This is a genomic window from Paenibacillus apiarius (assembly GCF_017052585.1).
In the GTDB taxonomy this organism is placed as follows: Bacteria; Bacillota; Bacilli; order Paenibacillales; family Paenibacillaceae; genus Paenibacillus_B; species Paenibacillus_B apiarius.
The window spans coordinates 2,458,765-2,482,567 of record NZ_JAFFHZ010000001.1; the positions used below are offsets into that span (position 1 = coordinate 2,458,765).

The 23,803-nt window shown below is 51.1% G+C and carries 24 protein-coding genes and 1 pseudogene; 18 read left to right on the forward strand and 7 right to left on the reverse strand.

Annotated elements, in window-relative coordinates; all coding sequences use genetic code 11:
- The 11 genes from solA to JSQ80_RS11260 all read left to right on the forward strand — a co-directional run bounded on the left by solA (position 1) and on the right by JSQ80_RS11260 (position 9,812).
- Entirely contained in the window at positions 1-1,206 is a 1,206-nt protein-coding gene (gene solA / locus JSQ80_RS11210) for an N-methyl-L-tryptophan oxidase (protein ID WP_206095343.1), read from the forward strand.
- Positions 1,207-1,307: 101 nt separating this feature from the next.
- The gene (locus tag JSQ80_RS11215; RefSeq protein ID WP_206095344.1) at positions 1,308-2,429 is read left to right on the forward strand and encodes a sulfonate ABC transporter substrate-binding protein; all 1,122 of its coding nucleotides are present in this window, start codon (positions 1,308-1,310) and stop codon (positions 2,427-2,429) included.
- Between the two features lie 22 nt (positions 2,430-2,451).
- On the forward strand, positions 2,452-3,369 hold the full coding sequence (ssuC, locus tag JSQ80_RS11220; RefSeq protein WP_240463623.1) for an aliphatic sulfonate ABC transporter permease SsuC: 918 nt from the start codon (positions 2,452-2,454) through the stop codon (positions 3,367-3,369).
- Between the two features lie 33 nt (positions 3,370-3,402).
- A complete protein-coding gene (locus tag JSQ80_RS11225; RefSeq protein WP_206095345.1) occupies positions 3,403-4,200 on the forward strand; it encodes an ATP-binding cassette domain-containing protein in 798 nt (265 codons plus the stop codon).
- Between the two features lie 72 nt (positions 4,201-4,272).
- A complete protein-coding gene (locus tag JSQ80_RS11230) occupies positions 4,273-5,526 on the forward strand; it encodes an acyl-CoA dehydrogenase family protein (protein WP_206095346.1) in 1,254 nt (417 codons plus the stop codon).
- A gap of 501 nt (positions 5,527-6,027) precedes the next feature.
- Complete coding sequence (locus JSQ80_RS11235; RefSeq protein WP_206095347.1) at positions 6,028-6,192, forward strand: hypothetical protein; 165 nt, start codon at positions 6,028-6,030, stop codon at positions 6,190-6,192.
- Between the two features lie 77 nt (positions 6,193-6,269).
- On the forward strand, positions 6,270-6,866 hold the full coding sequence (locus tag JSQ80_RS11240; RefSeq protein ID WP_206095348.1) for an ECF transporter S component: 597 nt from the start codon (positions 6,270-6,272) through the stop codon (positions 6,864-6,866).
- A 27-nt stretch (positions 6,867-6,893) separates the two neighbouring features.
- On the forward strand, positions 6,894-7,661 hold the full coding sequence (locus tag JSQ80_RS11245) for an energy-coupling factor transporter transmembrane component T family protein (protein ID WP_206095349.1): 768 nt from the start codon (positions 6,894-6,896) through the stop codon (positions 7,659-7,661).
- Positions 7,658-8,548 (forward strand): energy-coupling factor ABC transporter ATP-binding protein, encoded by an 891-nt coding sequence (locus JSQ80_RS11250; protein ID WP_206095350.1) that lies wholly within the window; start codon positions 7,658-7,660, stop codon positions 8,546-8,548. Before JSQ80_RS11245 ends, JSQ80_RS11250 begins: the two co-directional genes overlap by 4 nt.
- Positions 8,541-9,329: an energy-coupling factor ABC transporter ATP-binding protein gene (locus JSQ80_RS11255; protein ID WP_087434131.1), complete on the forward strand. Its 789-nt coding sequence runs from the start codon at positions 8,541-8,543 to the stop codon at positions 9,327-9,329. Before JSQ80_RS11250 ends, JSQ80_RS11255 begins: the two co-directional genes overlap by 8 nt.
- Positions 9,330-9,518: 189 nt before the next feature.
- On the forward strand, positions 9,519-9,812 hold the full coding sequence (locus JSQ80_RS11260; protein WP_206095351.1) for a hypothetical protein: 294 nt from the start codon (positions 9,519-9,521) through the stop codon (positions 9,810-9,812).
- A gap of 8 nt (positions 9,813-9,820) precedes the next feature.
- On the opposite strand, the gene JSQ80_RS11265 is transcribed toward JSQ80_RS11260, so the two are convergent.
- Positions 9,821-10,291, reverse strand: a complete 471-nt coding sequence (locus tag JSQ80_RS11265) for a GNAT family N-acetyltransferase (protein WP_240464047.1) — start codon at positions 10,289-10,291, stop codon at positions 9,821-9,823.
- Positions 10,292-10,518: 227 nt separating this feature from the next.
- On the opposite strand from JSQ80_RS11265, the gene JSQ80_RS11270 reads away from it, so the two are divergent.
- Entirely contained in the window at positions 10,519-11,382 is an 864-nt protein-coding gene (locus JSQ80_RS11270) for a sulfurtransferase (protein ID WP_206095353.1), read from the forward strand.
- Positions 11,383-11,505: 123 nt separating this feature from the next.
- Here JSQ80_RS11270 and JSQ80_RS11275 read toward each other — a convergent pair whose 3' ends face one another.
- Complete coding sequence (locus tag JSQ80_RS11275) at positions 11,506-12,585, reverse strand: NAD(P)/FAD-dependent oxidoreductase (RefSeq protein WP_206095354.1); 1,080 nt, start codon at positions 12,583-12,585, stop codon at positions 11,506-11,508.
- A gap of 268 nt (positions 12,586-12,853) precedes the next feature.
- Positions 12,854-13,095: pseudogene (locus JSQ80_RS11280) on the reverse strand (IS5/IS1182 family transposase); the annotation flags it as partial.
- Between the two features lie 170 nt (positions 13,096-13,265).
- Between JSQ80_RS11280 and JSQ80_RS11285 the strand changes: the two are divergent.
- From JSQ80_RS11285 to JSQ80_RS11295, 3 genes are all read left to right on the forward strand, one after another.
- Positions 13,266-13,859, forward strand: a complete 594-nt coding sequence (locus tag JSQ80_RS11285; RefSeq protein ID WP_206095355.1) for a TetR/AcrR family transcriptional regulator — start codon at positions 13,266-13,268, stop codon at positions 13,857-13,859.
- A gap of 94 nt (positions 13,860-13,953) precedes the next feature.
- Positions 13,954-15,051 carry an alpha/beta fold hydrolase gene (locus JSQ80_RS11290; RefSeq protein ID WP_206095356.1) on the forward strand — a complete coding sequence of 366 codons (1,098 nt, stop codon included), beginning with the start codon at positions 13,954-13,956 and terminating at the stop codon, positions 15,049-15,051.
- Positions 15,029-15,223 (forward strand): hypothetical protein, encoded by a 195-nt coding sequence (locus tag JSQ80_RS11295; RefSeq protein ID WP_206095357.1) that lies wholly within the window; start codon positions 15,029-15,031, stop codon positions 15,221-15,223. Before JSQ80_RS11290 ends, JSQ80_RS11295 begins: the two co-directional genes overlap by 23 nt.
- A 368-nt stretch (positions 15,224-15,591) precedes the next feature.
- On the opposite strand, the gene JSQ80_RS11300 is transcribed toward JSQ80_RS11295, so the two are convergent.
- The 3 genes from JSQ80_RS11300 to JSQ80_RS11310 are packed head-to-tail and all read right to left on the reverse strand — an operon-like array spanning position 15,592 to position 18,170.
- On the reverse strand, positions 15,592-16,296 hold the full coding sequence (locus JSQ80_RS11300) for a DUF4097 family beta strand repeat-containing protein (protein WP_206095358.1): 705 nt from the start codon (positions 16,294-16,296) through the stop codon (positions 15,592-15,594).
- A 30-nt stretch (positions 16,297-16,326) separates the two neighbouring features.
- A complete protein-coding gene (locus JSQ80_RS11305; RefSeq protein WP_206095359.1) occupies positions 16,327-17,262 on the reverse strand; it encodes an ABC transporter permease in 936 nt (311 codons plus the stop codon).
- Positions 17,259-18,170: an ABC transporter ATP-binding protein gene (locus tag JSQ80_RS11310; protein WP_206095360.1), complete on the reverse strand. Its 912-nt coding sequence runs from the start codon at positions 18,168-18,170 to the stop codon at positions 17,259-17,261. Before JSQ80_RS11310 ends, JSQ80_RS11305 begins: the two co-directional genes overlap by 4 nt.
- Before the next feature lie 203 nt (positions 18,171-18,373).
- Here JSQ80_RS11310 and JSQ80_RS11315 point away from each other — a divergent pair, with 203 nt between their 5' ends.
- Positions 18,374-20,158, forward strand: a complete 1,785-nt coding sequence (locus tag JSQ80_RS11315) for a helix-turn-helix transcriptional regulator (protein WP_206095361.1) — start codon at positions 18,374-18,376, stop codon at positions 20,156-20,158.
- 745 nt (positions 20,159-20,903) lie between these two features.
- Here the strand turns inward: JSQ80_RS11315 and JSQ80_RS11320 are convergent.
- On the reverse strand, positions 20,904-21,569 hold the full coding sequence (locus tag JSQ80_RS11320; RefSeq protein ID WP_206095362.1) for a hypothetical protein: 666 nt from the start codon (positions 21,567-21,569) through the stop codon (positions 20,904-20,906).
- A 349-nt stretch (positions 21,570-21,918) separates the two neighbouring features.
- On the opposite strand from JSQ80_RS11320, the gene JSQ80_RS11325 reads away from it, so the two are divergent.
- Together JSQ80_RS11325 and JSQ80_RS11330 are read left to right on the forward strand one after the other, a co-directional pair.
- Complete coding sequence (locus JSQ80_RS11325; protein ID WP_206095363.1) at positions 21,919-22,995, forward strand: DUF4097 family beta strand repeat-containing protein; 1,077 nt, start codon at positions 21,919-21,921, stop codon at positions 22,993-22,995.
- A 90-nt stretch (positions 22,996-23,085) separates the two neighbouring features.
- The gene (locus JSQ80_RS11330; protein ID WP_206095364.1) at positions 23,086-23,598 is read left to right on the forward strand and encodes a serine protease; all 513 of its coding nucleotides are present in this window, start codon (positions 23,086-23,088) and stop codon (positions 23,596-23,598) included.
- Positions 23,599-23,803 lie beyond the last annotated feature (205 nt).

The window sequence follows — 23,803 nt, forward strand, 5'->3', positions numbered from 1 at the left end:
ATGAGCAGGCCATATGATTGCATCGTCATCGGAGCGGGGTCGTTCGGGGCAAGCGCAGGTATGCATCTGGCGCGGGCGGGAGCCCGCGTGCTCCTGCTGGATATGTTTCATCCGCCGCATAAGCGTGGAAGCCACCATGGAGACACCCGTATTTTTCGGACTGCATATACGATGGGCTCGGCTTATGTGCGCTTGGCGGAGCGTGCGCGAGCGGGGTGGCTTCGTCTGGAAGAGGATGCGCGGCGTTGCTTCGGATTAACATCGGATGCTGCGAACAGAATGGCTAGCACGGATGAACAGCCGGAGCGGTGCAAGCTTTTTCTGCCGACTGGCGTAATTAGTGTCGGAGAGGCGTATAGCAACGCGCTGGACAAGAAGGAAGCGAGTTGTGCCGCGAATGGGGTCCCTTATGAACGGTGGGATGAACGGGAAGCGCAGCGCAGGTTGCCTGCATTATGCGTTCCTGCTCAAGCTCAGGTTCTATATGAACCGGAGGGTGGCGTTTTGTTTAGTGAACGGATTATCGAAGCCAACTTGAGGTTGGCCGAGGCATATGGCGCCGAATGGAAGCCAAACCATCCTGTACAACGCATTGCGGCCGTAGGGAATGCGGTGGAGGTATGGAGCGGGAATGAGCGGTTTGCCGCCTCTAAGGTGCTGGTGACGACGGGAGCGTGGCTTTCGCGGCTGCTGCCGTCTCTATGTTTGCCCGTACGAGCGGAGCGCCGCACTGTCGCTTGGTTCGAGGACACGAGCGGTAACTATGCCGCTGAGCGGTTTCCCGCATTCATTGTTCATCAGAGCGCTGATTCGGAGTATTACGGTCTCCCTTCGGTGTGCGGTTCCGGCATCAAGGCCGGACACCATCAGCTGGGGCAGACTTGGGACCCCGATGAGGAAGTCGCTCCATTCGGCAGCTGCAGCGGCGAAGAACGGCTGCTCTCCGAATTCGCGGCGCAGCACTTCCCGGAGGCGGGGCGATGTATTCGCGGGGCTGCCTGCATGTACGAGATGACGCCAAGCGAGCAGTTCATTATCGACAGACATCCCGGCGAGCCGGCAATATGGTTCGCGGGCGGCGGCTCCGGACACGGATTTAAATTTGCCAGCGCTATCGGTGACACGGTAAGCCGCTGGATGCTGCATGGGAAGCGGGAACCTGAACTTGAGGCGTTTTCGCTAGTATGTGCACGATTAAACACTTGAGCGCGATCCGCTTGAGATAAGCATTCAATTGATGGCAGGTATTAAAGCACCGGTGAAGGCGATGACGAATACAGAAAGGTTTTAACGGGGGAGTGTTTTTAATGGCTAAAAACCAACTTGATTTATCGGATAACTACAAATATAGAAGTGTCAATGTGCGGACGCGTTCAAAACGAAAACGCTTGTGGAAAGCGGGCGCGATTGGAACTTGGCTGCTCCTGATGGCCCTGGCGGCTGGCTGCGCTTCGGGTGCGGCCGGGTCTGCCGGCGGAACAGATGCGTCCCCCGCGACTCCGGCAAAAGCGGGCGGTGCAGGGGGAACGGGAAAAGTGATTCGAATCGGCTATCAGAAGGGCAATACGCTGAACATTTTAAAAGTAAAGGGCAATCTGGATGCACGCTTAAAAGCCGAAGGTTATGAAGTGGAATGGAAGGTGTTCGCTGGCGGTAACTTCGTGCTTGAAGCGATGAGCAGCGGGAGCGTAGACTTCGGTCATGCAGCTGACGGATCCGGCGTATTCGGGCAAGCAGGCAACAAACCGTTCGTGTACGTGGCGAATGACCTCCCGAACCCTGAAGGGATGGGGATTATGGTTCATGCGGATTCCGGCATCCACTCGATCGCCGAGCTGAAAGGCAAGAAAATTGCTGTCTCAAAGGGCGGCAATCACCATTACTTGGCCGTTCTTGCCCTCGAAAAGGCGGGATTGAAGCTGGATGACGTACAGTTCGTGTACGTGAAGGATGCATCGGAAGGACGTGCGCTGTTTGAGACGAAGCAGATCGACGCGCTCGGTTCATGGGATCCTTTTTTCGCTTCGGCAGAAAATGATTTGAAGCCGCTCACGTTAACCGACGGCCAGGGATACTCGCCGAATCGCACTTTTTATTATGCCAATGAGCAATTTGCCAAGGCGCATCCCGAATTGATTCGCCTGATTCTAGAAGAAATTCAAGAGGCTGATGAATGGGCCAACGATCATAAACCCGAAATTGTGAAGTTATTGTCAGTTGCATTGGGCATTGATGCAGATGCGATCGAGCGGGCCGTAGGGCGGCGGAAATACGGGGTGGAGCTGTTGAGTCCAGAAATTATCGCGCCTCAGCAGCAATTGGCCGATACGTATCATCGCATCGGATTGATTCCGAATCCGATACAGGTGGCCGAGCGGATGCCCGTTGACGCTCCATGGGCGGCAGATAGCGCGACTCGAAACAAATAGTCTGCATAAGGAGGAACGCTTCATGAGCACGAGCACGTCACAAGCACCTGCCAAATCCAAACTTCAATCCGTAGAATCAATTCCATCTCGTATGGATTCCACTAAACCGCCTTATCCGGAAGGGGCAATTTCACATCATATTCATCCGTTGCACAAGCCTCTTCGCAGCAGCCGATGGCGTAAATGCGGAAAGGCCGTCATTCCCTGGCTGCTGCCTCTATTGCTGCTTGCCGCTTGGCAGGCGGCGTCCGCGGCGAATTGGCTCTCTCCGCAGCTTCTGCCCCTGCCTTCCCAAGTGCTGCAGACGCTGTGGGCGCTGACGTTAAGCGGAGACTTGGCTCATCATATGGGCGTCAGCCTGCTGCGGGCACTGGCCGGATTCGCGATCGGAGGCGGCATCGGTTTTCTGTTCGGCATATTGAGCGGCAGCTTCGCCTGGTTCTATCGGCTGTTCGATACGTCAATGCAAATGATTCGCAACATTCCGCATTTGGCGCTGGTTCCGCTCGTTATTATTTGGCTCGGCATCGATGAAGGCGCAAAAATTTTTCTTGTTGCGCTTGGGGTCATGTTCCCGCTTTACGTCAATACGTATCATGGCATTCGTTCGGTGGATCAAGGCGTAGTGGAAATGGCCAAGGTGTATGGTTTGCGTTCCGCTTCCTTGTTCCGGCACGTTATTTTGCCTGGGGCGCTGCCATCGATTTTCGTCGGACTGCGCTATGCGCTTGGCGTAATGTGGCTTACTCTGATCGTCGCGGAGACAATCGCAACGGATGCGGGTGTCGGTTACCTTGCGATGAATGCGCGCGAGTTCATGCAGACCGATGTCATCATATTAAGCATCGTGCTGTATGCAGCGTTCGGCAAAGCGGCGGATCTGATCGCGAAGCTGCTGGAACGGCGGGCGCTTCGATGGAATGGAGCATATACCCCGTAATATCGAACATAAGGATAAGGGAGGTACGGACTTATGGGTGGAAATGCAGCGAGATCGTGGCCTATTTTGACGCAAGAGACTAGGGAGACTACGGCGGATAAATCAGGCGCGGCGGCGGAACTGCGCATAGAGGGTGTCAGTAAATTTTTTGCGGAGCAGGCTGTTCTGAATGAATTGAATGTGACGATACAAGCGGGGCAGTTCATAGCCGTAGTCGGCCGCAGCGGATGCGGCAAGAGCACGCTTCTGCGCTTGCTGGCGGGACTGGAGCTGCCGACAACGGGCAACATCAAAATAGATGGAGAAGTGGTGAGCGGGCTGCGCGAGAGCACGACGGTCATGTTCCAGGATAGTCGGCTTATTCCCTGGAAGACGGTTATCGACAATGTGGGGCTCGGGCTGAAGGGAGACTGGCGGCCGCGGGCCGAAGCAGCGCTGCGGCAGGTAGGGCTTGAAAACCGCAAGGATCATTGGCCGAATACGCTGTCCGGAGGCCAGAAGCAGCGCGTCGCACTGGCCCGCGCGCTTGTGCGCAGGCCGAAGCTGCTGCTCTTGGATGAGCCGCTAAGCGCGCTGGATGCATTGACGAAGCTGGAGATGCAACAGCTCATTGCCTCGTTGTGGGGAGAGCAGCGCTTTACGACGCTGCTCGTCACCCATGACGTTAGTGAAGCGGTGCGGCTCGCCGATCGCATTTTGCTTATTGACCGCGGCCGCATCGCCTTGGATATCGTCAACGACATCGCGCGGCCGCGTCAGGTAACGGACACTGCCTTCGGGAAATTGGAGAAGCAGGTGCTGGAGCGTATCTTTGCGGAGCAAATCGATTAGGCATGCGGTCGGGCATAGGGCATTAGTGACATGCATCAGCGCAGATACAGCAGATAAGCGGAGGTGAGCGATGTGGCAAAAGTGGAGGAGGATACGGAAATACGAAGCATTGCGGAAAGAAAGGACGCAGTGTCAGGGAAGACGATGGATGAAGAATGCAAAGTAAAGCGGGGACTGCGGCAGATTGACCGCATTGCAGAGGAGATGCGGGCGGATGCGCAGGAGCTTGACGAGCAGCACGGCATCCCGGTGCTGCATGTGGATTCGCTGCGCCGGATTGGATACCCGGCGTGGAATGTGCCTAAGGAGTATGGGGGTCAAGGCATGCCGCTCACCGCATGGCTGGCGGCGCAGGAGCGTCTGGCGCAAGGCAATCCGTCAGTCGCGCTCGGCATCGGTTGGCACATGGGAATCGTGCATGACTTGGCGGAGAAGCGGCCGTGGCCGGAATCAACATTCGCCGACATAAGCCGCCGCATTGTGGAAGAAGGCGGACTCATCAATCGCGCGGCGATGGAGGTCGGCGGAGGAAGTCCTTCACGAGGGGGGAAGCCGCGCACAACGGCGCAGCCGCTGGCTCAGGGCGGGTATGTGGTGAACGGACGCAAAACATTTACGACGTTTGCTCCGCTGTTGCAGTGGTTTATTGTGACGGCGACTGTCGAAGGGACGAACGATGTCATCGATCTGATTATTCCTCGTGAAGCTGAAGGAGTGTCCATCGAGTGGACGTGGAACATGACAGGCATGCGCGGGACGGCGAGCCATGATCTTCTATTGGATCATGTGTCAGTTCCAGAGGAGGCGCGAGTCATGCAGCATAACCAAGAGGACGTTCGCAGGCCAAATCCATATCTGCTGCATATTCCAGTGTGCTATTTGGGCATAGCAGTGGCGGCACGCGACGAGGCGCTGTCGTTCGCAACGACGTACACGCCTCCTTCATTGCAGCATCCGATTGCCAAGACGGCCCATGTGGAGCGCCCGTTGGGGGAGATGGAAGTGGATTTGATCGCGGCCAGACATCTGCTCTATGGCGTGGCAAAGGAATGGGAAACGAAAGGCTCGGAGCAGCCGACCCAGCGGCTCACGGATCTTGTTGCAGTGAAAACGTTCGTGGTGCAGACGGCGTTGTCGGTCGTGGACAAAGCGATGCGCATCGTCGGAGCGCACAGTCTGAGCATGGATCATCCGCTTCAGCGCATGTATCGGGACGTTCGGTTCGGGCTGCACAACCCGCCAATGGAGGATATCGCGCTGCAGCAGCTGGCACGGGGTGCAGTGCACGCGTGGGAGCAGGGGAAACGGGGCAGCACCGGAGAGTGAAGGTCGTTCGTGCTTCAAGGCAACGGTAAAAAAATAGTGTTCATGAGGGGGATCGCCGCAGATCTCCTTTTTTTATTTGAACATGTCTACTACCCTTCAAGCCAATAAAGATAGCGGATAAGTACTTTTCTCCACTCTACCACCCGTTCAGAAGGCAGTCCCTCCCTTAACTCGTAATCTGATCACTTCTTATAAAAAAAGCGGACAAGGATTCTTGTTCTGTTATTTGGCGAAGGAAAACGATATATTTGAGATGGGACCATGAAGCAGAAGTGATTAAATGGAAATAATCCATATAGGAGGAACGATAATATGCAATCCGTACAACCGCATATTCGCATCGGAACTCATATGACTCAATCACGCTATGCCATTCTTCAGTGGATCCGAAGCGTATCGGAGCGGTCGCCCATTGGCTGAATCGCGTCGAAGAGCTTGCGTTCAACCGGGAGTATCGTGCTGGAAACATCCGCATGATTTGTAATTGGAGGCTTGCGAGGAATGCGCGCGCCATCCATACTTAACGTTATGGCCGAGCATGAAGGCGATCTGGAGCAGGGCATTAACAACTTGGCGCCTCAGACTGCGTGCGAACTTGGCGAAGAACGCGAAATCCGGCTTGCCTTAGAGGCGATTCGTGCGGATGCGGAGCGTTTGACACGCTAATTCAATCGGGATACGGGCAATATGGAAGCAACCTATATAGAATTAGAATCTATCCAAATGTTCTAGGAGGTATGATTATGTCCAAACGAAGTATGTGGTCCATTTCTACCGCAGCGCTTGTGCTGATTCCCGTAGCTGTCGGCATTAATTACATCGGAAAATTATTTGCAGGCGTGCTGAAGCTTCCGCTATGGCTGGACGCGATCGGGACGGTGCTCTCCAGTATGCTTGCGGGTCCGATTATCGGCGGGTTATCAGGGTTAATCAACAACGTCATTTACGGCTTGACGATGGATCCCATTTCGTTCGTCTATGCGCTTACGAGTGTGTTCATTGGCTTGGTAGCCGGGGTTATGGCATACAAAGGGTGGATATCGAGCTGGGGCAAGGCCGCTGTCACCGGCTTGGCGGTCGGGTTGACGGCGGTCGTCATCTCTACGCCGCTCAACATTTGGTTCTGGGGCGGCCAGACGGGGAACTTATGGGGAGACATCGTCTTCGGCTATGTCCTTAACACGACGAAGTCGGTATGGCTGGCTTCTTTCGTTGACGAGCTGGTTGTCGACCTGCCAGACAAATTGCTTACGGTGCTGGCCGCTTATGGAATATACCGGGTGCTGCCGAAAAGTCTGATTCACATGTACAACAATAATGACAACATTGAATCTCTATAAGAGAATGTTCCAAAAGGTGGGAGAAGCATGAAGTCAATGAGCCTGTATGTTGAGCGGGAGTCTGTGGTGCATCACATCGATCCCATTACGAAGCTTGTCTATATCGCTGCTGCCATTGCGCTGCCCATCATCTTGCCAACTATCCATACGGCCTGGATTTGCATGCTTGTTAGCTTTCTCATTCTTGGAATAGGCGGAGTGTTGACGCGGTCGCTCCCCATTTTCGGCTTCGTCGGCTTCATTCTGCTGACGGTCGTCATCATTCAAGGCTTCTTCCATGTTGGCAACGAGACGGTGCTGTTTCAATTAGGCTCATGGCCCTTCTATGAAGAAGGGCTCCTGTTTGCTCTGGGCATTACATTCCGCGCATTGAATATTGTAGGGGCCTTCCTCATTCTCGTATTGACGGCCAAGCCATCGGATTTGGTGGAATCTTTGGTTCGCAAGGGCCTGTCCCCCCGCATTGGGTATGTGTTGACCTCGGTGTTTCAGATCATTCCGCAAATGATGGCTACCGTAGATACGATTACGGATGCACAGCGTTCAAGAGGGATGGAGACGGAAGGGAAGTTAACGAAGCGCATCAAGGCGTTTCTCCCGCTGATTGGCCCAGTCGTGCTCAGCTCTCTGATTGATACGAAAGAACGGACGCTGGCACTGCAAGTGCGCGGCTTCAACGTGAAGGGAAGCAAGACGTTCCTGAACGAAGAGAAGATGTACCGACACGGTTCTGCCATGCGTTGGGGCATGCTTGCGATCGTGATCGGTGCCGTGATTTGGAGGGTGATTGCATGAGTTTAATCGAGGTCGAACATCTCAAGTACCGTTACCCCGCGACAGAGAAGCTGGCGCTGAATGACATTTCACTGAGGGCGGAAGCGGGGGAATTCATCGGGATTGCCGGGAAAAATACAGCCGGAAAGTCCACCTTCTGCCAAGCGCTGGTCGGTCTGGTGCCGCACTTCTACAAAGGCGCATATGGAGGCAGCGTCCGCATCGGGGGCATGGATGTCAAGGAGAGCGGCGTGGATGAGACAATTCGCAAAGTCGGCATCGTCTTTCAAAATCCGTTCACTCAAGTGACCGGATCGAAGCTGACCGTGTATGAGGAGATCGCCTTCGGACTTGAACATTTGGGCATCCCGAGGCAAGACATGATGGAGCGGATCGATCACGCGCTGGATTTGCTCGATATTGAAGCGCACAAAGACCGTGCTCCCTTCGATTTGTCGGGCGGCCAGATGCAGCGCATGGCCATTGCCAGCGTCATCGCGATGCGGCCGCAGGTCATTGTGCTCGATGAGCCGACGTCTCAGCTGGACCCGCAAGGATCGGACGAGGTGTTCCGAGCCATTCAAGGCTTGAGCCGCGAGGGTATAACGGTCATTTTGGCCGAGCATAAGATGGAGAAGCTTGCTGCTTATGCCGATCGGATCGCGCTGCTTCATGAAGGGATGCTGCTTGATTATGATACGCCTTCCCGCGTGTTTTCGCGCAGTGATTTGGCTAAGTACGGCGTAGAGCCTCCGGTGTATACGCGAGTGTGTCAAGCCATTGGCCTCCGGATGCCGGGGATGGATATGTATCCCGTAACGCTCCAAGAAGCGCAGGCCGCATATGATGCGCATCGCAGCGCAATCCCGGGTTCAACACAAGCAGAGCAGGGTGAACGCCATGATTAAGATACAGGATGTGCGCTTCGGATATAACGGGGGACAAGACGTGCTGCAAGGCTTGACGCTCGAATTCGATCGCCGCAGGACAGCCATCATCGGTCAGAACGGCGCGGGCAAGACGACGCTGGTCAAGCTGCTGAAGGGGCTGCTCAAGCCGGCTGGCGGGGACATTTGGGTTGCCGGAGTCAATACGAAGGATGTCACCGTGGCTCAATTGGCAAGCAAGATCGGGTTGGTTTTTCAAAATCCGAATGATCAAATTTTCAAGCGCACGGTGTTGGAAGAAGTGATGTTCGGGCCCTTGAATATGAAGCTGGATACAGCGGCTGCGAAGCAGCAGGCTCTGCAGGCGCTCGACATGGTCGGCCTGGCCCATCATACCGATGTCAACCCGCATGATCTGGGACTGTCGGAGAAGAAGCTGATCAGCATCGCCTCGATCGTTGCCATGAATACCGACATTATCATTTTGGACGAGCCGACGATTGCGCAGGACACTGCGGGAAAACGCCGCATCGCGCAAATCATCGAGGAGTTAAGCCAGGAAGGCAAGCTGGTCATGACCATACTGCACGATATGGACTTTGTCGCCGCGCACTTCGAACGGACGATCGTCATGAACAAAGGCAAAGTGCTGCTGGACGACAAGACGAGAGAGGTGTTCTCTCATCAGGAATTGCTGAGAGAGGCTTGCTTGGATATCCCTTACGTCACGCAGCTGGGCAAGCAGTGGGGCTTGCCAGAGACGGTACTGACCGCAGAAGAACTGATCGCCGCCATGGAATAGCTCGCGATAACGCCGGCACTATGCTGTTTGCTTGCCATCGATCAGGAGATAAGATGGGCAAGTGACGTTGAAATAACGAGAAAAGGGCACTCCAAAGCGGGAGAGCCCTTTTTTCTGTCCGGTATTCGAGCGAGACGGGGACATGTGCTACAATACGTTTAAGTTGATTTGAGGGGAGCTAGCAAGCTAATGGGCGTTGCATTCGGAAGACAATACAAAGACATCTTGGAAGAACTGACGGTGGCGGTCGGGCTTATCCCTGACGGATACACCTTCTTTGACATGACGGAAGAAGAGTGGACCGCGCTTGGCGACGCAGAGCGGCAGGAAGTGTTGGAAGCGCTCGCAGATGATGTGTTTTACGGGTTGGGACAGGAGAAGCTGCTCTTTATCGGCAGCGGCAGTGTCCAGCACGATCCAGAGTTCCATATTATAGAAGTTGTGGTAAACAGCGAAACGGTAGCGACAATACAGCTGACTTAAATGCAGTGTTACCGCTCTGCCTCGTCTGATTGCGGATCGAACACCATGCAGTGGAATTGTCCTTGTCCAGTCGGAGTCGGCCGTTCGTACGTATCGGTAATACGAAATCCGGCTTTCTTATAAGCGCGTATGGCGCGCTCGTTCCAAGTCAGCACTTCCAGATCAATCTCATCTTCTGGATGGCGGCGGAGGGCTTCCTGAGCAATGACTTGGACGAATGAAGCGCCTTGACCTTGGCCGAGCAGATCGGGGCGCATGCCCAAGCCCAGGCGGGTGACGCCGACGAGCGGGAACAGCTGCGCAAATCCTGCCAACTCGCCTGCCGCATTGGTAACGGAGACGTATTGGGCGCGCCGGATGTCAGGGTCGCCCATTTCAATGCCGAGCGCTTGCGTCTGATTCCACGGCAGGAAGCCGTACAGATGGTAAGGCGGCTCATATGTCCACGCGCAGATTTGCTCGGCATCCTCCTCTGTCATCGGGCGTACGCGGAATGGATAGGACGGGGAACTGGATGCAGCCGTATCAGGCTGAGGCGCCGGGCTGTCAGAATGTTGGTCTGGAGTATGGGATGATGACATAGATTAGACCTCCTTCAGGTATATGATAATATTGTGACAGGTTTGGATTCAATTGACAATCGATATGCGGTCGGTTCAAATAGAAGAATAGAGTGCTGCGGCGCTCGTTATGAGGGGGAATCGAAATGAAGCAGCAGACATGGATGGTTTCATTCGAGGAAGTGCAGGCTTTGGTGGGACAGGCTGGAGTTGCCATTGCAGACTGCCGCTTCTGGCTGTCAGAGCCGGAACGCGGGTATGCAGCCTATGAGGAAGGACATCTTCCCGGCGCGGTCTACTTCAACCTGGACCTTGATTTATCTTCACCATTGGGCGCTCATGGCGGACGGCATCCGCTGCCTTCGCCGGAGATGCTCTCCGACAGGCTGGGGGAGCGCGGGATTGACCGTGAGACGACCGTCATTATCTATGACGATCAGGGCGGGGCTATGGCGAGTCGGCTATGGTGGCTGCTGCAATATGTGGGACATCAGGGCATCGTTAAAGTGATGGACGGCGGATACAGCGATTGGGCGAAGCTCGGCTACCCGATAAGCACGGAACAGCCATCCCCGGCTGCCCGCATATATGAGCCGCATGTCCGCCCAGATCTGGTCATGCATATGAAAGACGTAAGAGAACGGCTGGGCCGTCCGGGTGTCGTGCTGATCGATTCACGCGAGCCTGCGCGATATGCAGGAGAATCGGAGCCGATTGATCCGAAGGCAGGCCATATTCCCGGCGCGGTGAATCATTTCTGGCGCCATGGTGTAGACGAGGCGGCTGGACGATGGAAATCGCTCGTATCGCAGCGCGAAGCGTGGGAGCGGCTCGTGAAAGAGGCGGATGAGATCATCGTGTACTGCGGCTCAGGAGTGACCGCTTGCCCGAATGTGCTCTCCTTGTGGCAATCGGGTTATCCGCGCGTCAAGCTGTATGCGGGAAGCTGGAGCGATTGGATTAGCTATGAGGAGAATCCAATTGCGGTGGGGGAAGAGGAGAAGGCGTAAGCAGTTATATAGGTTGTAACACGGAGTACGTCGTCGATCATGTGACGATGTACTCCTTTGCTTTGTGTCCAGGAGTATCGAGGTCAATTTGCACGTGCATGCGATTCCACTTGATTCACAACCTCACGCGCGAGAAACAGCGGGGTCATCCCTCGTGTGGTCCTTAAAACGGGAGAGTCGACAAGGGACTAATTCGCTTCTTGATTCCCGATTGATTATTTCACTTGCAGCCAGACGCGCAATCAGCGGCGCCAGCGTAATTGCAGAATGCATCACTGTCAGATAAAGTCCCTTTATGTGATCATGGAAGCCCACGATCGGATAGCCGTCTTCAGGCATTGGTCTCATCCCGACCTGGATGCTTTCCAGTTCCAATTGATTCCCGCCCTTCAGACTGCGACGCAACGTCTCGAACGCTCGCTTGCCGACCGCCTCTGGCCCGTTTTCTTCCGACTCGTCGATATAATCTTCCGCAGCCAGCAGCGTTTGATCCGTCAGTTGACGCGCTTCAAATTGCGCATTTGAGATTAATGTGCGTATCAGCTTATTCGCAGTTTTCATCCGAATCAGAATGGAAGGCGACGGCGTTACCGGCACGGGACAACCTAACGGGTTGGAAAGTTCGGGTATGCCTGTACCTGCGGCCAATACCACGACATCCGACTCCAGAAAACCCTTGGACGTGTGGACGCCGACCAGGCAGGAATCTTCTTGCTGCAGCTGTGTAACGTTGGTACCGAACTGAACCTTTGCTCCGTACTCCCGCGCTTTGCTCAACAACAGATCCGTTAACCCTATCGGGTCCACCGCACCTTCTTCGCTGACAAACATCGCTTCATCCGGATATTCCTTCAGATTCGGTTCCAATGCCTCAAGCTGCTCCCGGTTTAATTTTTGAAAACGGAGTTGCTCCCTTAGGGGCGGATTGCCCCAAGTCAGCGCCCCGTGCCAATGAATTTGCAGTTCGGACAAATCTTGCTGAAGCGCATGATATTCTTCATAAGCCGCATCGTACAAATGCCAGTATTCGGGAGCCACCCTATGCGTCGTATGTATCCAGGCAAACGATTTTTCCGTGACTTCACGCGCCGCGGCGGGGTGTCGTTCAATAACGGTTACATCTTGATTTCGTTTGGCCAGATGATAGGCCACGGACGCCCCGACAATTCCTGCGCCAATAATCACGATTTTTTGTTTACTCAATAATGACACCCCCTTTGTCACCTTATTGTAGCATAGGCGTCATAATAATCCGACGTCATAACATATGAGGACAGCTGGAGCGATTGGATTAGCTATCCGGACAATCCGGTGGCCACTGGGAGGAGTAAAGCTGAAGAGCCCGCGTCTGACGAGGCCACTGAAAAACTTATACTATTAATTTTGTGAAATGAAATTAACTTGATAAAGGCGACTTTTCATTCAATCCTGAATGGAAAGTCGCCTTTATTTATGTTCTTCTCTATCTCTTTTACTTCATAATTGTCAATATTCTTTTGAGATTGACAGCGAAAATGGCCATTGCTCCTTGCATGTGCATGCCAGACCTGAGGAAGATGCTACATCATACCTGTGTCTATGTTTCAACTCGCTATGTTTTGCTGATTTGATGCTTACCGAATAGGTTTTTGATTTCGCCCCTTCTTTATAACAACCTTCTTTAAAAGGACATTGCTTACACTTTTCGATATCAAAGTAATACGTGTCTACTTGATCTGGTCTCAGGGCTTCCGCAATAGCTTAACTCTATATTAGCTAACTTAAATCAACTTTAAAAGAACCTTGAAATAAGTTGAAAAACATCTTGTAAGAAGCAGAAAAAGAGGTTAATATATTTTTATTGACTGAATAGTTAATTTATAGTCATTAAAAGGAGGGGGATTATGCCTAAGATTGTCACCGAACATGAAAAAGAAATGGTGAGAGAAGCGATGTATACAAAAGGGATTGAACTGATTCGCAAAAAAGGCGTAAAGCGGGTTACTGTGGAGGATATCACCATTGCGACAAATATCGGTAAAGGTTCCTTTTACTCGTACTACAATTCCAAAGAAGAACTCCTCTATACGATTATCAAAAAAAACGAACAAAGCATGTTTGAGAGAGTAGAGGCCCTCTTGTCCGAAGAAATACATGTGAAAGAGAAGATTGTAAGGGCATTGAAGGAGATCTATTTGGCTACGGACAGTATTGTACTCTACGTGTCTCCATCGGACATCGAGTATCTGCTTCGCAAGCTTCCTGAAGAGGCGGCAGATTGGGAAACAGTAAAATCTAACGACTATTTTAGCAGGACACTATCGCTGTGCGGCATTGACGATTCGGAATGCGAGATGGATGTGCTCGCTTATTTAATGAATGCACTCCATTATATCGGGTCGACAGAGATGCCTTTTGGAGATCGGGGGAAAAAGAAGGCCCTGGATATACTCGTTCACTCCATTGCCGACTACATGGCGGGGGGAGCCAAGCAATGAGAGAATTCCCAAATAAATACAAACTGTCGTATGGGATTGACCACAATTGTTCCGTTGAGCGGAACCACGGTCATATCGGTTATCGGAGGTACCTATGAGCGTTTTATTGATAGTTTTAAGCGGATTGCTTATATTAATGGTTTGCTTGGTTCTGTTTGTCCAGTACAAGAAAAAGAAGAAGGCCAATCAAATTCGAATTGCGCCCACGAGCAACGGCATTGATTGCAGAGAGTTCGTCATGATCGGCGGCATTTCGCAATATTTGCATCATCGAGGCGAGGACGTTGACAATCCGGTACTGCTGTTTCTGCATGGCGGCCCAGGAGAGCCGATATTGCCATTTGCCCAAGAGTTCCAGATCCCGTGGGAGAAGCATGTAACAGTTGTGCATTGGGATCAAAGGAACTGTGGCAAAACCTATTTCAACAATGATCCGGAACAAGTTGCTCCAACAACCACCGTTGACCGTATCGTTCAGGATACTTATGAAATTGTAGAATATTTGAGAAATAAGTATCACAAAGAGAAGATTATTATTTTGGGACATTCATGGGGCTCGGTGCTAGGCAGTTTGTTCAGCAAAAAATATCCGGAGCTCGTGCAGGCCTATATCGGCGTCGGGCAGGTTGTCAATATGATTGACAATGAACGCGTCGGGTACGAAAAAGTACTGGAATCAGCAAAAGAAGCGGGAAACGACAACGATTATCAAGCTCTCCTTCGTTTGGAACCATACCCTCCCCGCGCATTCGATGATGACATGATCAGGAAACTTAAGAAGGTTCGAAAATTCCAAAGAAAATATAAGTTAGCGGCCGGTCCAACAATGGAATTGATCGGCAATGTTTTATGTTCACCATTTTATACGTTCAAGGATATGCGTTATTTCTTTATCTCCGGGGCATTTAGTGTCGGACAGCGTCATATTTGGAAATATTTAATGGAATCGTTGGATTTGTCGTCGATGGGCGCCGCGTTTGAAATACCTGTCTTTTATGTACATGGCGATCGGGACTGGCAAACTCCCTATCCGCTGGCACAGGAATTCTTTGCAACCATAGAAGCTCCGCTCAAGCGGTTTTACTCCATACCGGATGCAGGACATATTGCCATGCTTGAACGAAAGGAGGCATTCAACGAGGCGTTATTTGATATTTTGGAGCGAACGAATGTTATGGCGACGGCCAAGTGAGTATCTGCACGGGGCTCCGTTAATACAGGCGGATGCGCTTATTGTCGCGGTCAATATCCATGCAATTTTACGAAATGGCGGAAAGTGCGTTGAAGTGCTTGCAGGCGAGATGTTGAAGGCTGCCCATAGGTTCTGCGCGGAGCCGGGCGTTTTGGGCACTTGGGTGGTGTAGTCTAAGTTTTAGAGGCTTACCGATGGTGGTGTATCCCTGAACAAGGTCCCCGTTTTGAAACGAATGTAGCTACCAATGTCCAAAGGATAGCTTTCTCTGCGGTGTATTATGGCAGGGTTCTGGACGAAGGGCACATCGTATTAATGGCGCTGATGGGGTTTGCTCTCAGAGCCGTTCCTTCCACAACTTGTGGCAATGTCTGTGAAAGCATTTTCCACCACAATTGACAGCTGGAGCGATTGGTGCTCCTATGAAGATAATCCGGTGGCGACGGGCAATGAATGAACCAACCGAGAGGCCGCGACGGACGCGGCCTCTTTGCTCTGCAATAGTTCAATCTGATCTGTATAACGCAAGTGCAGTATTTACTATTTCTTTTTTTGCGTTACCTTGCCTTTAACATCCCCGATGCTTACTTTACCGTTGCCGGACTGTGTAATGGCTGCATCCTTCGCCACGCCGTCGATGTCAAGAGAGCCGTCTCTGACGTCAATCACAGCCGAGCCTCCCACCTGCTCGATGATGATGTGTCCATTAATGTTCGCGATGGTTACGTCCGATGCAATCTCGCGGATTGTAATATCGCCGTCTCTATTATCTATATCAAGGGGTCCTGCTGTGTTTAACACTTGAATATTGCCGTTTATATTGCCTATTTTAACATTCGAAGACATATTGGATATGTGCATATCCCCATCCCTATGGGACATGATGTCCACCTGAAGGTGCTTCGGCACCTTGATTTGAAGATCCACAAATCCCGAGCCCATCGCCAAAAATTGACCTTCAAAGGAAGCGTCCAAATAAGCGGTATCCTCCCGATTCTCCAATTTAAGCTTCAACTTATCTAAACTGATACCCTTAGCCCTTGCCTGGGCCGTGACTTCAATCTTGTCCGAGTCCGTATGGCCTGCAATCTCAATTTCCCCATTTCGGTTGTCAATTACAAGCTTCGAGAGGCCGGCTGTCTGTAATTCCAGATCCCTGGTTTCCGTTTGTTCCTCGCCCGTCCCGCATGCCGCAATCAGAAACAGCATAGATAGGACGATTGCGCACTTCAACACTTTCTTCATATGTTTCTCCCCATTTCTTGTTTTTGTTAGTCATGCCACATCGCGTTTTACAAATAAGGGATACGATATCAAATGCATCACCGCTAGGTGAAGCACGATAAATACAACGGAAAATCCGAGCGTGATTCCGTCAACGGAAGGCGTACCATAGAAGAATGGCGTGAAATCCGTATGTGAAAACACAAAATATTTCGTCCAGGCCCAGCCGTTCATTGCAATCGCCATAATAAATCCAGTCAGCGATACGAGAAGGGATATGACAATGGAGAACGTCGTGCTCCGAAAGGCTGCGGAAATCATAAAAGCCAACGTAATCGCCACTAACATGAATGGAATATTGAACACATACCCCCCGAGCAAGGCCTGCAGCATGGGGACCTCGCCTACGGCCTGATTTTTCACATACAAATAGTGATCGCCTAAACCGTCAAAACCGAATATGAATCCACCGAATAGAATGGACACCAGCATGCCAATCAGAGACAGAAAGAGACCGAACAAGATAGCGGCAGCATATTTCGAAAAATAGATCTTGGTACGGCTGGCCGATCGGGTCAATAACAGCTTGATCGTGCCCGACACAAATTCGGCAGCAACAATTTCACCGGCAATAATGATGGAAATGAGGGACACCGCAAAAATAATATTGCCCACTTGGCTCACAGCAAAGCTCCACGCATTCGTGTGCGGCGCCTGATCGTGCTCCAAGTAGTATTGATTCAGCAGCATGTTCTTCTCCGCTTGCTTCACTTCGATCTTCAGCGCATCTGGCTTTGCCGCTTCCTGCTTAAGCAAAATATTCTCCTGTTCGAGCTGCGTCCGCCAATCTTCACTGACAGCGCTGCTTCCCGATGTTTTCAGATTTACAATCTGGAGCAGCACGTAGATCACTACCAACGCGACCATAACCCAGGTGCGTCTCCGCTTATAAATTTTCATGTTTTCGTTGCGAATTAAAGGTATCAAAGGTTGTCTCCTCCCGTAATCTCCATAAACTTGTCCTCAAGCGTCTTCTTTATCGTATGGACACCGAATACACTTATTCCGGCAGCCATCAGCTTCTGGTTGATTTCAGGAATGCGCGCTTTCGGAATGCGAACCTGTATCTGTCGTTGGTCTGTCATGATTTCCTCGCCGAACATTAAGGATTGCAGAATTTGTACGGCCAGATCCGGGCGGTCGACTTCAAACCGGGCTTGGGCGAGTTCCTCTTCCACCATGTCCGCCATGTTATGCATCCCGACCAGCTTCCCTTTTTGCAAAATAGCGACCCGATCGCACATCATTTCCATCTCGGACATCAGATGACTGGAGATGACGACACCGACGCCTTCTTTTTGCGCCAGGTTTCTTAAATGCCCTCTCAGCTCGCGGATTCCGGCCGGATCGAGTCCGTTTGTCGGCTCGTCTAGAACGAGCAGGGAAGGCTTATGGACGAGGACGACGGCAAGGCCCAAGCGCTGCCGCATGCCAAGCGAATAGGTCGCGACTTTATCGTTGATGCTATGCTCCAAATCGACTAAAGAAACGACCTCCCGTATTCGTTTTTCTGTCACGCCCGGTGTCATTCTGGAGAAATGAATCAAATTATCATAGCCGGATAAGTATTTGTATAAATCCGGATTTTCCACAATGACTCCTACATGCTTCATCGCCTGTTCAAAATGAGTATGCGCATCGATTCCATGAATGAGCACTTGGCCGCCTGATTTGGAGCTCAGGCCGGCGATCATTCGAATCGTGGTCGTTTTTCCCGCCCCGTTCGGACCGAGCAAGCCCAGAATTTCTCCCTTTTCCATTTCCAACGTTACATGGTCTACAATGATCTTGTTGCCTATCTTTTTCGTAAGATCACGAATTTGCAGCAGCGACAATGACTCGCACTCCCTTTTGTTAATGAATTGAATGAGATATAATTTCCGTGTTCAACTGGATTCATCTCATCCACCATCAAGCTAACAAACCAGCTGTCATAACACCCAGTGACAAAGCGTCACAACCTTGATATGACAAGGGAAAACGGGCTTTTTTATACAGTTTGTCATTCATTTCACATTGGTTGATCGGAGTTGTGCATATGCGCCTTTTTAACAAGCGATGGTCTTGGCAGGATTGGACCATGTATATCATTCGAATCGTATGGGTCGCAGCCGTCATCCTGTTGATGTATCAGGATAAGCCGGATTTTCCTTTTTGGCCGGTGCTTGTTTCTCTGCTGGCTTGCCATACGATTCCTTTTTTATTTGTGAAGAGTTACTATTCCCGTTATTTCATAGCGGAATGCTTATTTGCCGGAGGTTTGTCGCTTTTCCTTGCTTATGATCTCGAATTAATCCGGCTATTTCCTCCTGCGCTCTTTACGATTGCATTCTACAGCCGTGGCAAAGCGCATTGGTTCTCGCTGCCCATCGCCGTAATTCTGTTCACATTAAGTGTGGGCGAATCAATTTCCTCATCGCTGTCACATCCTTTGATATGGCAAAGCTTAGCGGATGCCCTTCTTTTCTATGGGATTAGCTTCGCTCTGCAAAAAGGGGCAGTGTCCATCGATGCTATTAAACAGAAGCTCGCGTTGATTAAAGAGCAATATACGATTCTGGAGCAATACTCATCACAGATCGAACGGATGACGCTGCTGGAAGAACGATACCGCATGGCCCGTGAACTGCATGACACGATCGGACACACCTTTACCTCGATGATATTGGGCATGGAAACCTTGCGTCCCCATATACAGTCGAATGAAGGGGAAGCCAAGCTGCAGGGCATGCTTAAGCTTGCCAGAACAGGCTTGGACGATATCAGGCGTCAAGTGCACCAGATGGATCCTTTAGAGGAAGCACTTCCTCTGGACCGGTCTTTGCTCCAAATCATTGATGAATTTAAAGCAAACACGGGAGTCCGCATCCTTTTTCGTACGATGGGTGAACCTTATCCTGTGATGAAGCAGGCCAAGCTCACGTTGTACCGCTGCTTGCAGGAGGCTCTGACCAATGCGAGCCGGCACGGTCAAGCCAGCTCGATTCAGGTTGTTCTTCAATATGATCACGCTCAGGTGATGCTGCAGGTGCAGGATAACGGCAAGGGCGCGGAAGCTATTCAATACGGCTTTGGGCTTTCGGGCATGAAGGAGCGTCTTGTCTCGCTGCAAGGGCAGCTCTATATCCATACGCAGAAGGATGAGGGCACGATGGTAACGTGCACGATCCCAAATCAGATTAGTGAGGGCAGCCAGAAGATCAAGATATTGCTGGCGGACGACCAGCCGTTGATTCGCGAAAGCCTGAGGCTGCTGTTGGGGGAAGAAAAGGATTTTGAAGTCGTGGTTGCCGGGAACGGGAAACAAGCCCTCGAGCAATGCGAGCAGGGGCGTCCCGATATTATATTAATGGACATCAATATGCCGGAAATGGACGGGATTGCGGCGACCAAAATAATTAAAGAAGCATGGCCGGGCATGCGTGTCATTATGATCACGACCATTGAGGATGTGTCTTATGCCGCTGAAGCGCTTCGCAGCGGGGCGGAAGGTTATATGCTGAAATCCATTCATCCCAAAGAATTGGCGGCGACCATCCGGCTCGTATATGGCGGGGGAACGATGATTTCGCAGGACGTGGCTCAGCAATTGTTCCACTATGAGACGTGGGATTCGAAGCACAATCCGTATGAGCTGACCGAGCGGGAGTTGGATGTTCTCCAGTGCTTGACGGAAGGGCTACGCAATAAAGCAATCGCCCAGAAGCTGCATTTGTCGGAAGGGACGATTAGAAACTACATTTCCTCCATCTATTTGAAATTGCAGGTGCAGGGCCGTGAAGAGGCTGTGGAGAAGGCAAGAAATGAACGTCTCATTTGCTAAATGCTGCTCGATCTTTTTACTTTATCTGGGCAAGCTGCGTTTCGCCGTTCTATAAACTAAATTATCGGACTATTATACAAAACCCGTGAAGTTGCTGAATATAGCAATCTCACGGGTTTTGTTGAGTAAATTCTCTCTTAAATCTTAGGTGTCTCTATGGAGCTGTTGTACCAAGAACTTCATCAAGTTGAGTTTTAACTTGTTCTTTCGTTAGCAGAACAATCCATCTCATGGACATATGTGAAAAAGACCGAAGGTTCATCAACATTCAGATAAGGAAAAATACGTGTCGAGGAGGAATTTGGCCTAGGAGTCCGTTCGCCGTTCCATCTATTGGATTCTATCCAATGGATTTCTTTATCTTCTGGCTTGCTTGGACTTCTACTGGAAAACAGCCAATCAAATGGCCTCATTTCCTCTTATCGGGGCCTTACGGTCTCATTCTGCTGCATGAATTCCAGTAGAATGCCTTCTTGCCAGCTTGAAGGTGAAGAAACACTGTACGTTTTCCAATGGAATCTCAAAAGGAAATCTCTACATCAGCCTCATTGCTGCTGCTTGCAGCGAACTCAAAGCCACTTACATTGAACTCATAGGAACTTAAAGCGAACGTGACCCCAGCATACCAAACCTGCCAAGCTACCAACGCACCGACAGCGTATGAACCAAAGCATAGCCTGCAGATAATCTTTCCGCCCCCTTTCGCTCCCCTACACAACATGCATGTCCTCTGTGCACGAATGGTTTACAATAAGTGTTCCATTGCGACTTCCTTCAATTCGTAGTAACGGATATCCCTGCCTCTTGCTATAGGCTGCAGCCAGCCCTTCTCCACCAATGATCGTAGCCATTTGCGAGCAGTTCGGAAATCGACATCAAAGCAGTCAGCCACATCCTTGGGCCGAACCCATCTTCCTGGCGACCAGGCGTACCGAAGAATCTCCTTCTCGATGAAGACAGCTGGACGAAGAGGCCGACTTCGGATGAGATAAGGACTGAGGACCAATTGCAGCAGGGTGCGGCATATTTCAGGACGGTGCTGAATATCGTCGAAGGAGAAGTGGATCATTTTCCACCCCATTCCGGTCAGAAAGGTATCCCGGTTCAAGGCGTAGCTGAATTTTTCCCGGTCCATATCTTTTACATGACTTTGAAAACCATCGCATTCGAGCCCAAACTTACCGAATGGGGGGAGAGAAGCAACATCGAGAAATTGCGATTTGCGATTCCAGTCGTACACTTCGTACTCTGGATGCAGGTTATCGAAGTTACCGAAGAGCGGCCGCCACACATTTTTCAACAGCAGCTTCTCGGCATATTGATGTCCTCTGAGCAAGCGTCCCTTTCTTTCGCCGCTTCGATGCGTACGGTGATCATCCAGAAATGCCGCATGTGCCGTTTCAAAATCCATATCCTTTCTTCCTCCTCCTAAACAAAAAAAGAACGCCCCCCACCTTAAAAAGGTAAAGGACGTTCTTCGTCTGCTCCTATTGTATCATCTCGCCCCCCTCATTACTACGGAGACCTTAGTCTGGTCTGTGGCAGACAATACAAGGCCGATGCGGGAACAAAGCTTGCAATCGTCCTTCAACTTGCACAGGCACTACTGCGGAAGCATGCTGCAGACTACAGACTAGACTTAAGACGGGTGTGAAATACTCCGTCAGACTAGAGCGTGAGCAGAACCATTCATGCTATACTGAAGCAGTCTTACCACAGATATACAGTTGAATATATATATGAATATAGGGGAATCGAAGATGAGAAAAGTGATTGGGTTGGTGCTAATTATAGCGGGTATTGCCGGCGTCCTGTTCGCAGTGAATCCGGGAAATCTATTTCCGGGCAACTTGCTATCCTTCGGCACGAAGGAAATTAACTTGGAAAGAACGGTCGATGCGGGCGACTACCGGAACGTTCTTATCGAAAGCGGGAGCCCGGATGTGCAAATCGCACGCGGGAATTCGGATCAAATCAAGGTTCGGTTGAAAGGGCAAGTAAGTCCTAAAAATGCGGATAAAATAGATATTAAAGTGGCTCCCAAAGGCGATACTCTTGAGTTGGGAGTGGAAATGCCTGATATCAGTCTCGGCATTAATATTTTGAATGTCGACTTCACGATTGAGCTTCCCGAGAAGCAATGGGATAGCGTTGATGTCAGCACAGGCAGCGGCAATGTGGATGTATCCCAATTGAACGGGAATAAGGTGAGTGTGAAAACGGGCAGCGGCAACATTCTGGCAACGGTTGTCGAAGCGGATACGATTGCTCTGCAGGCGAGCTCGGGCAATGTAAAGGCGCAGCATTTCAAGGCCGATGCATTGACATTCGGCACAGGCAGCGGCAACACCGATGCGGCGCAAATTACGGGGAAAACAGTAAATGTGAAATCGAGCAGCGGCAATATCCAAGTGCAGGCTGTTGAAGCGGACACGATTGCTTTGAAGGCGAACTCCGGCAATGTTGCAGCTGACGAATTCAAAGCTGGGACGCTTACATTCGATACAGGCAGCGGCAGAGTGGATTTGACCAATGGAGAGGCGGCATTGCTGGGCGTCACGAGCTCAGGGGATATAGAGGTGAAAATGGACGATTTACGTCATGACGCTGACTTGAAGGCGAACAGCGGATCTGTTACGGTCGATCTGGCCAATGAACCGAAGTCGCTGGCGGTCGACTTTAATGGAGGATCCGGCAACGGACGCATCAAATGGGATGGCGTGACATATGAAGAGAACAGTGCAAATGGAAACAGTCTAAAGGGCTCGTTCGGCAATGGTGAGACGAAGCTGAAAGTTCGTACCGGCTCGGGGGACTTTACACTTGGCAGCCAATGAACAGATAAGAAAAGTTTTAGTTGGTTTTCAGTTTCCTTTCAGGTTGGATGAACATACTAGTACCATCTCTTGAAGAAGGAGGAGGATATATTGAAACGAACCTCAACCGTAATTGCTTGGACCAGTCTAATGATGCTTCTCTTGGCATCGCCTGCGGCAGCGCAAGGGGAGAACGGACTGCAAGGGGCAGATTGGAAGCTGATCGGGGGAACGTCTTTAACCGCCGTGAAGCAAGACGAGGCCGCCAAGCCGGCAGAAAGCACCAAGCAGGCCGAGTCCGAGACGGATAAAGAACTGGAGCAAATCCATACGAAAATGAAAGAGCTCCGTGCTGAAATGAAAGAGCTGCGTGAGAAGAAGCTTGAACTCATGGCGAAGAAGCACAACATTCAGACCGAAGGGAAAAGCAGCACGCAAATTCGACAGGAGCTTAAGGCGAAATTAGGCGAAAAAGGGCAAATGTTCCACGAGAAACATCGGGATCATGGAGAACGCGTCGAAGGACGAATGGAGAAATGGAAGCAGGAAGCGGAGAAACGCGGCATTTCGACAGATGGGTTAAGTCCTGAAGAGCTGAAAGCGAAGCTGCGTGAGTCGAAGTAACATAAGGTGCCGCAAACGCATATAAATATATCGAACTGACAATGTATGGGGATAACACAAGGAGGTATGCCGGCTAATAAGCATGCCTCCTCTTAATTCATAGTATGAGGAAGACAATGGCTTTTTGAGGCTGTTAGAATGGGTATACTGCATAAATTTCGAAATAAAAAACCCGACAGACAGCGATTATCGCTTCCCATCGGGT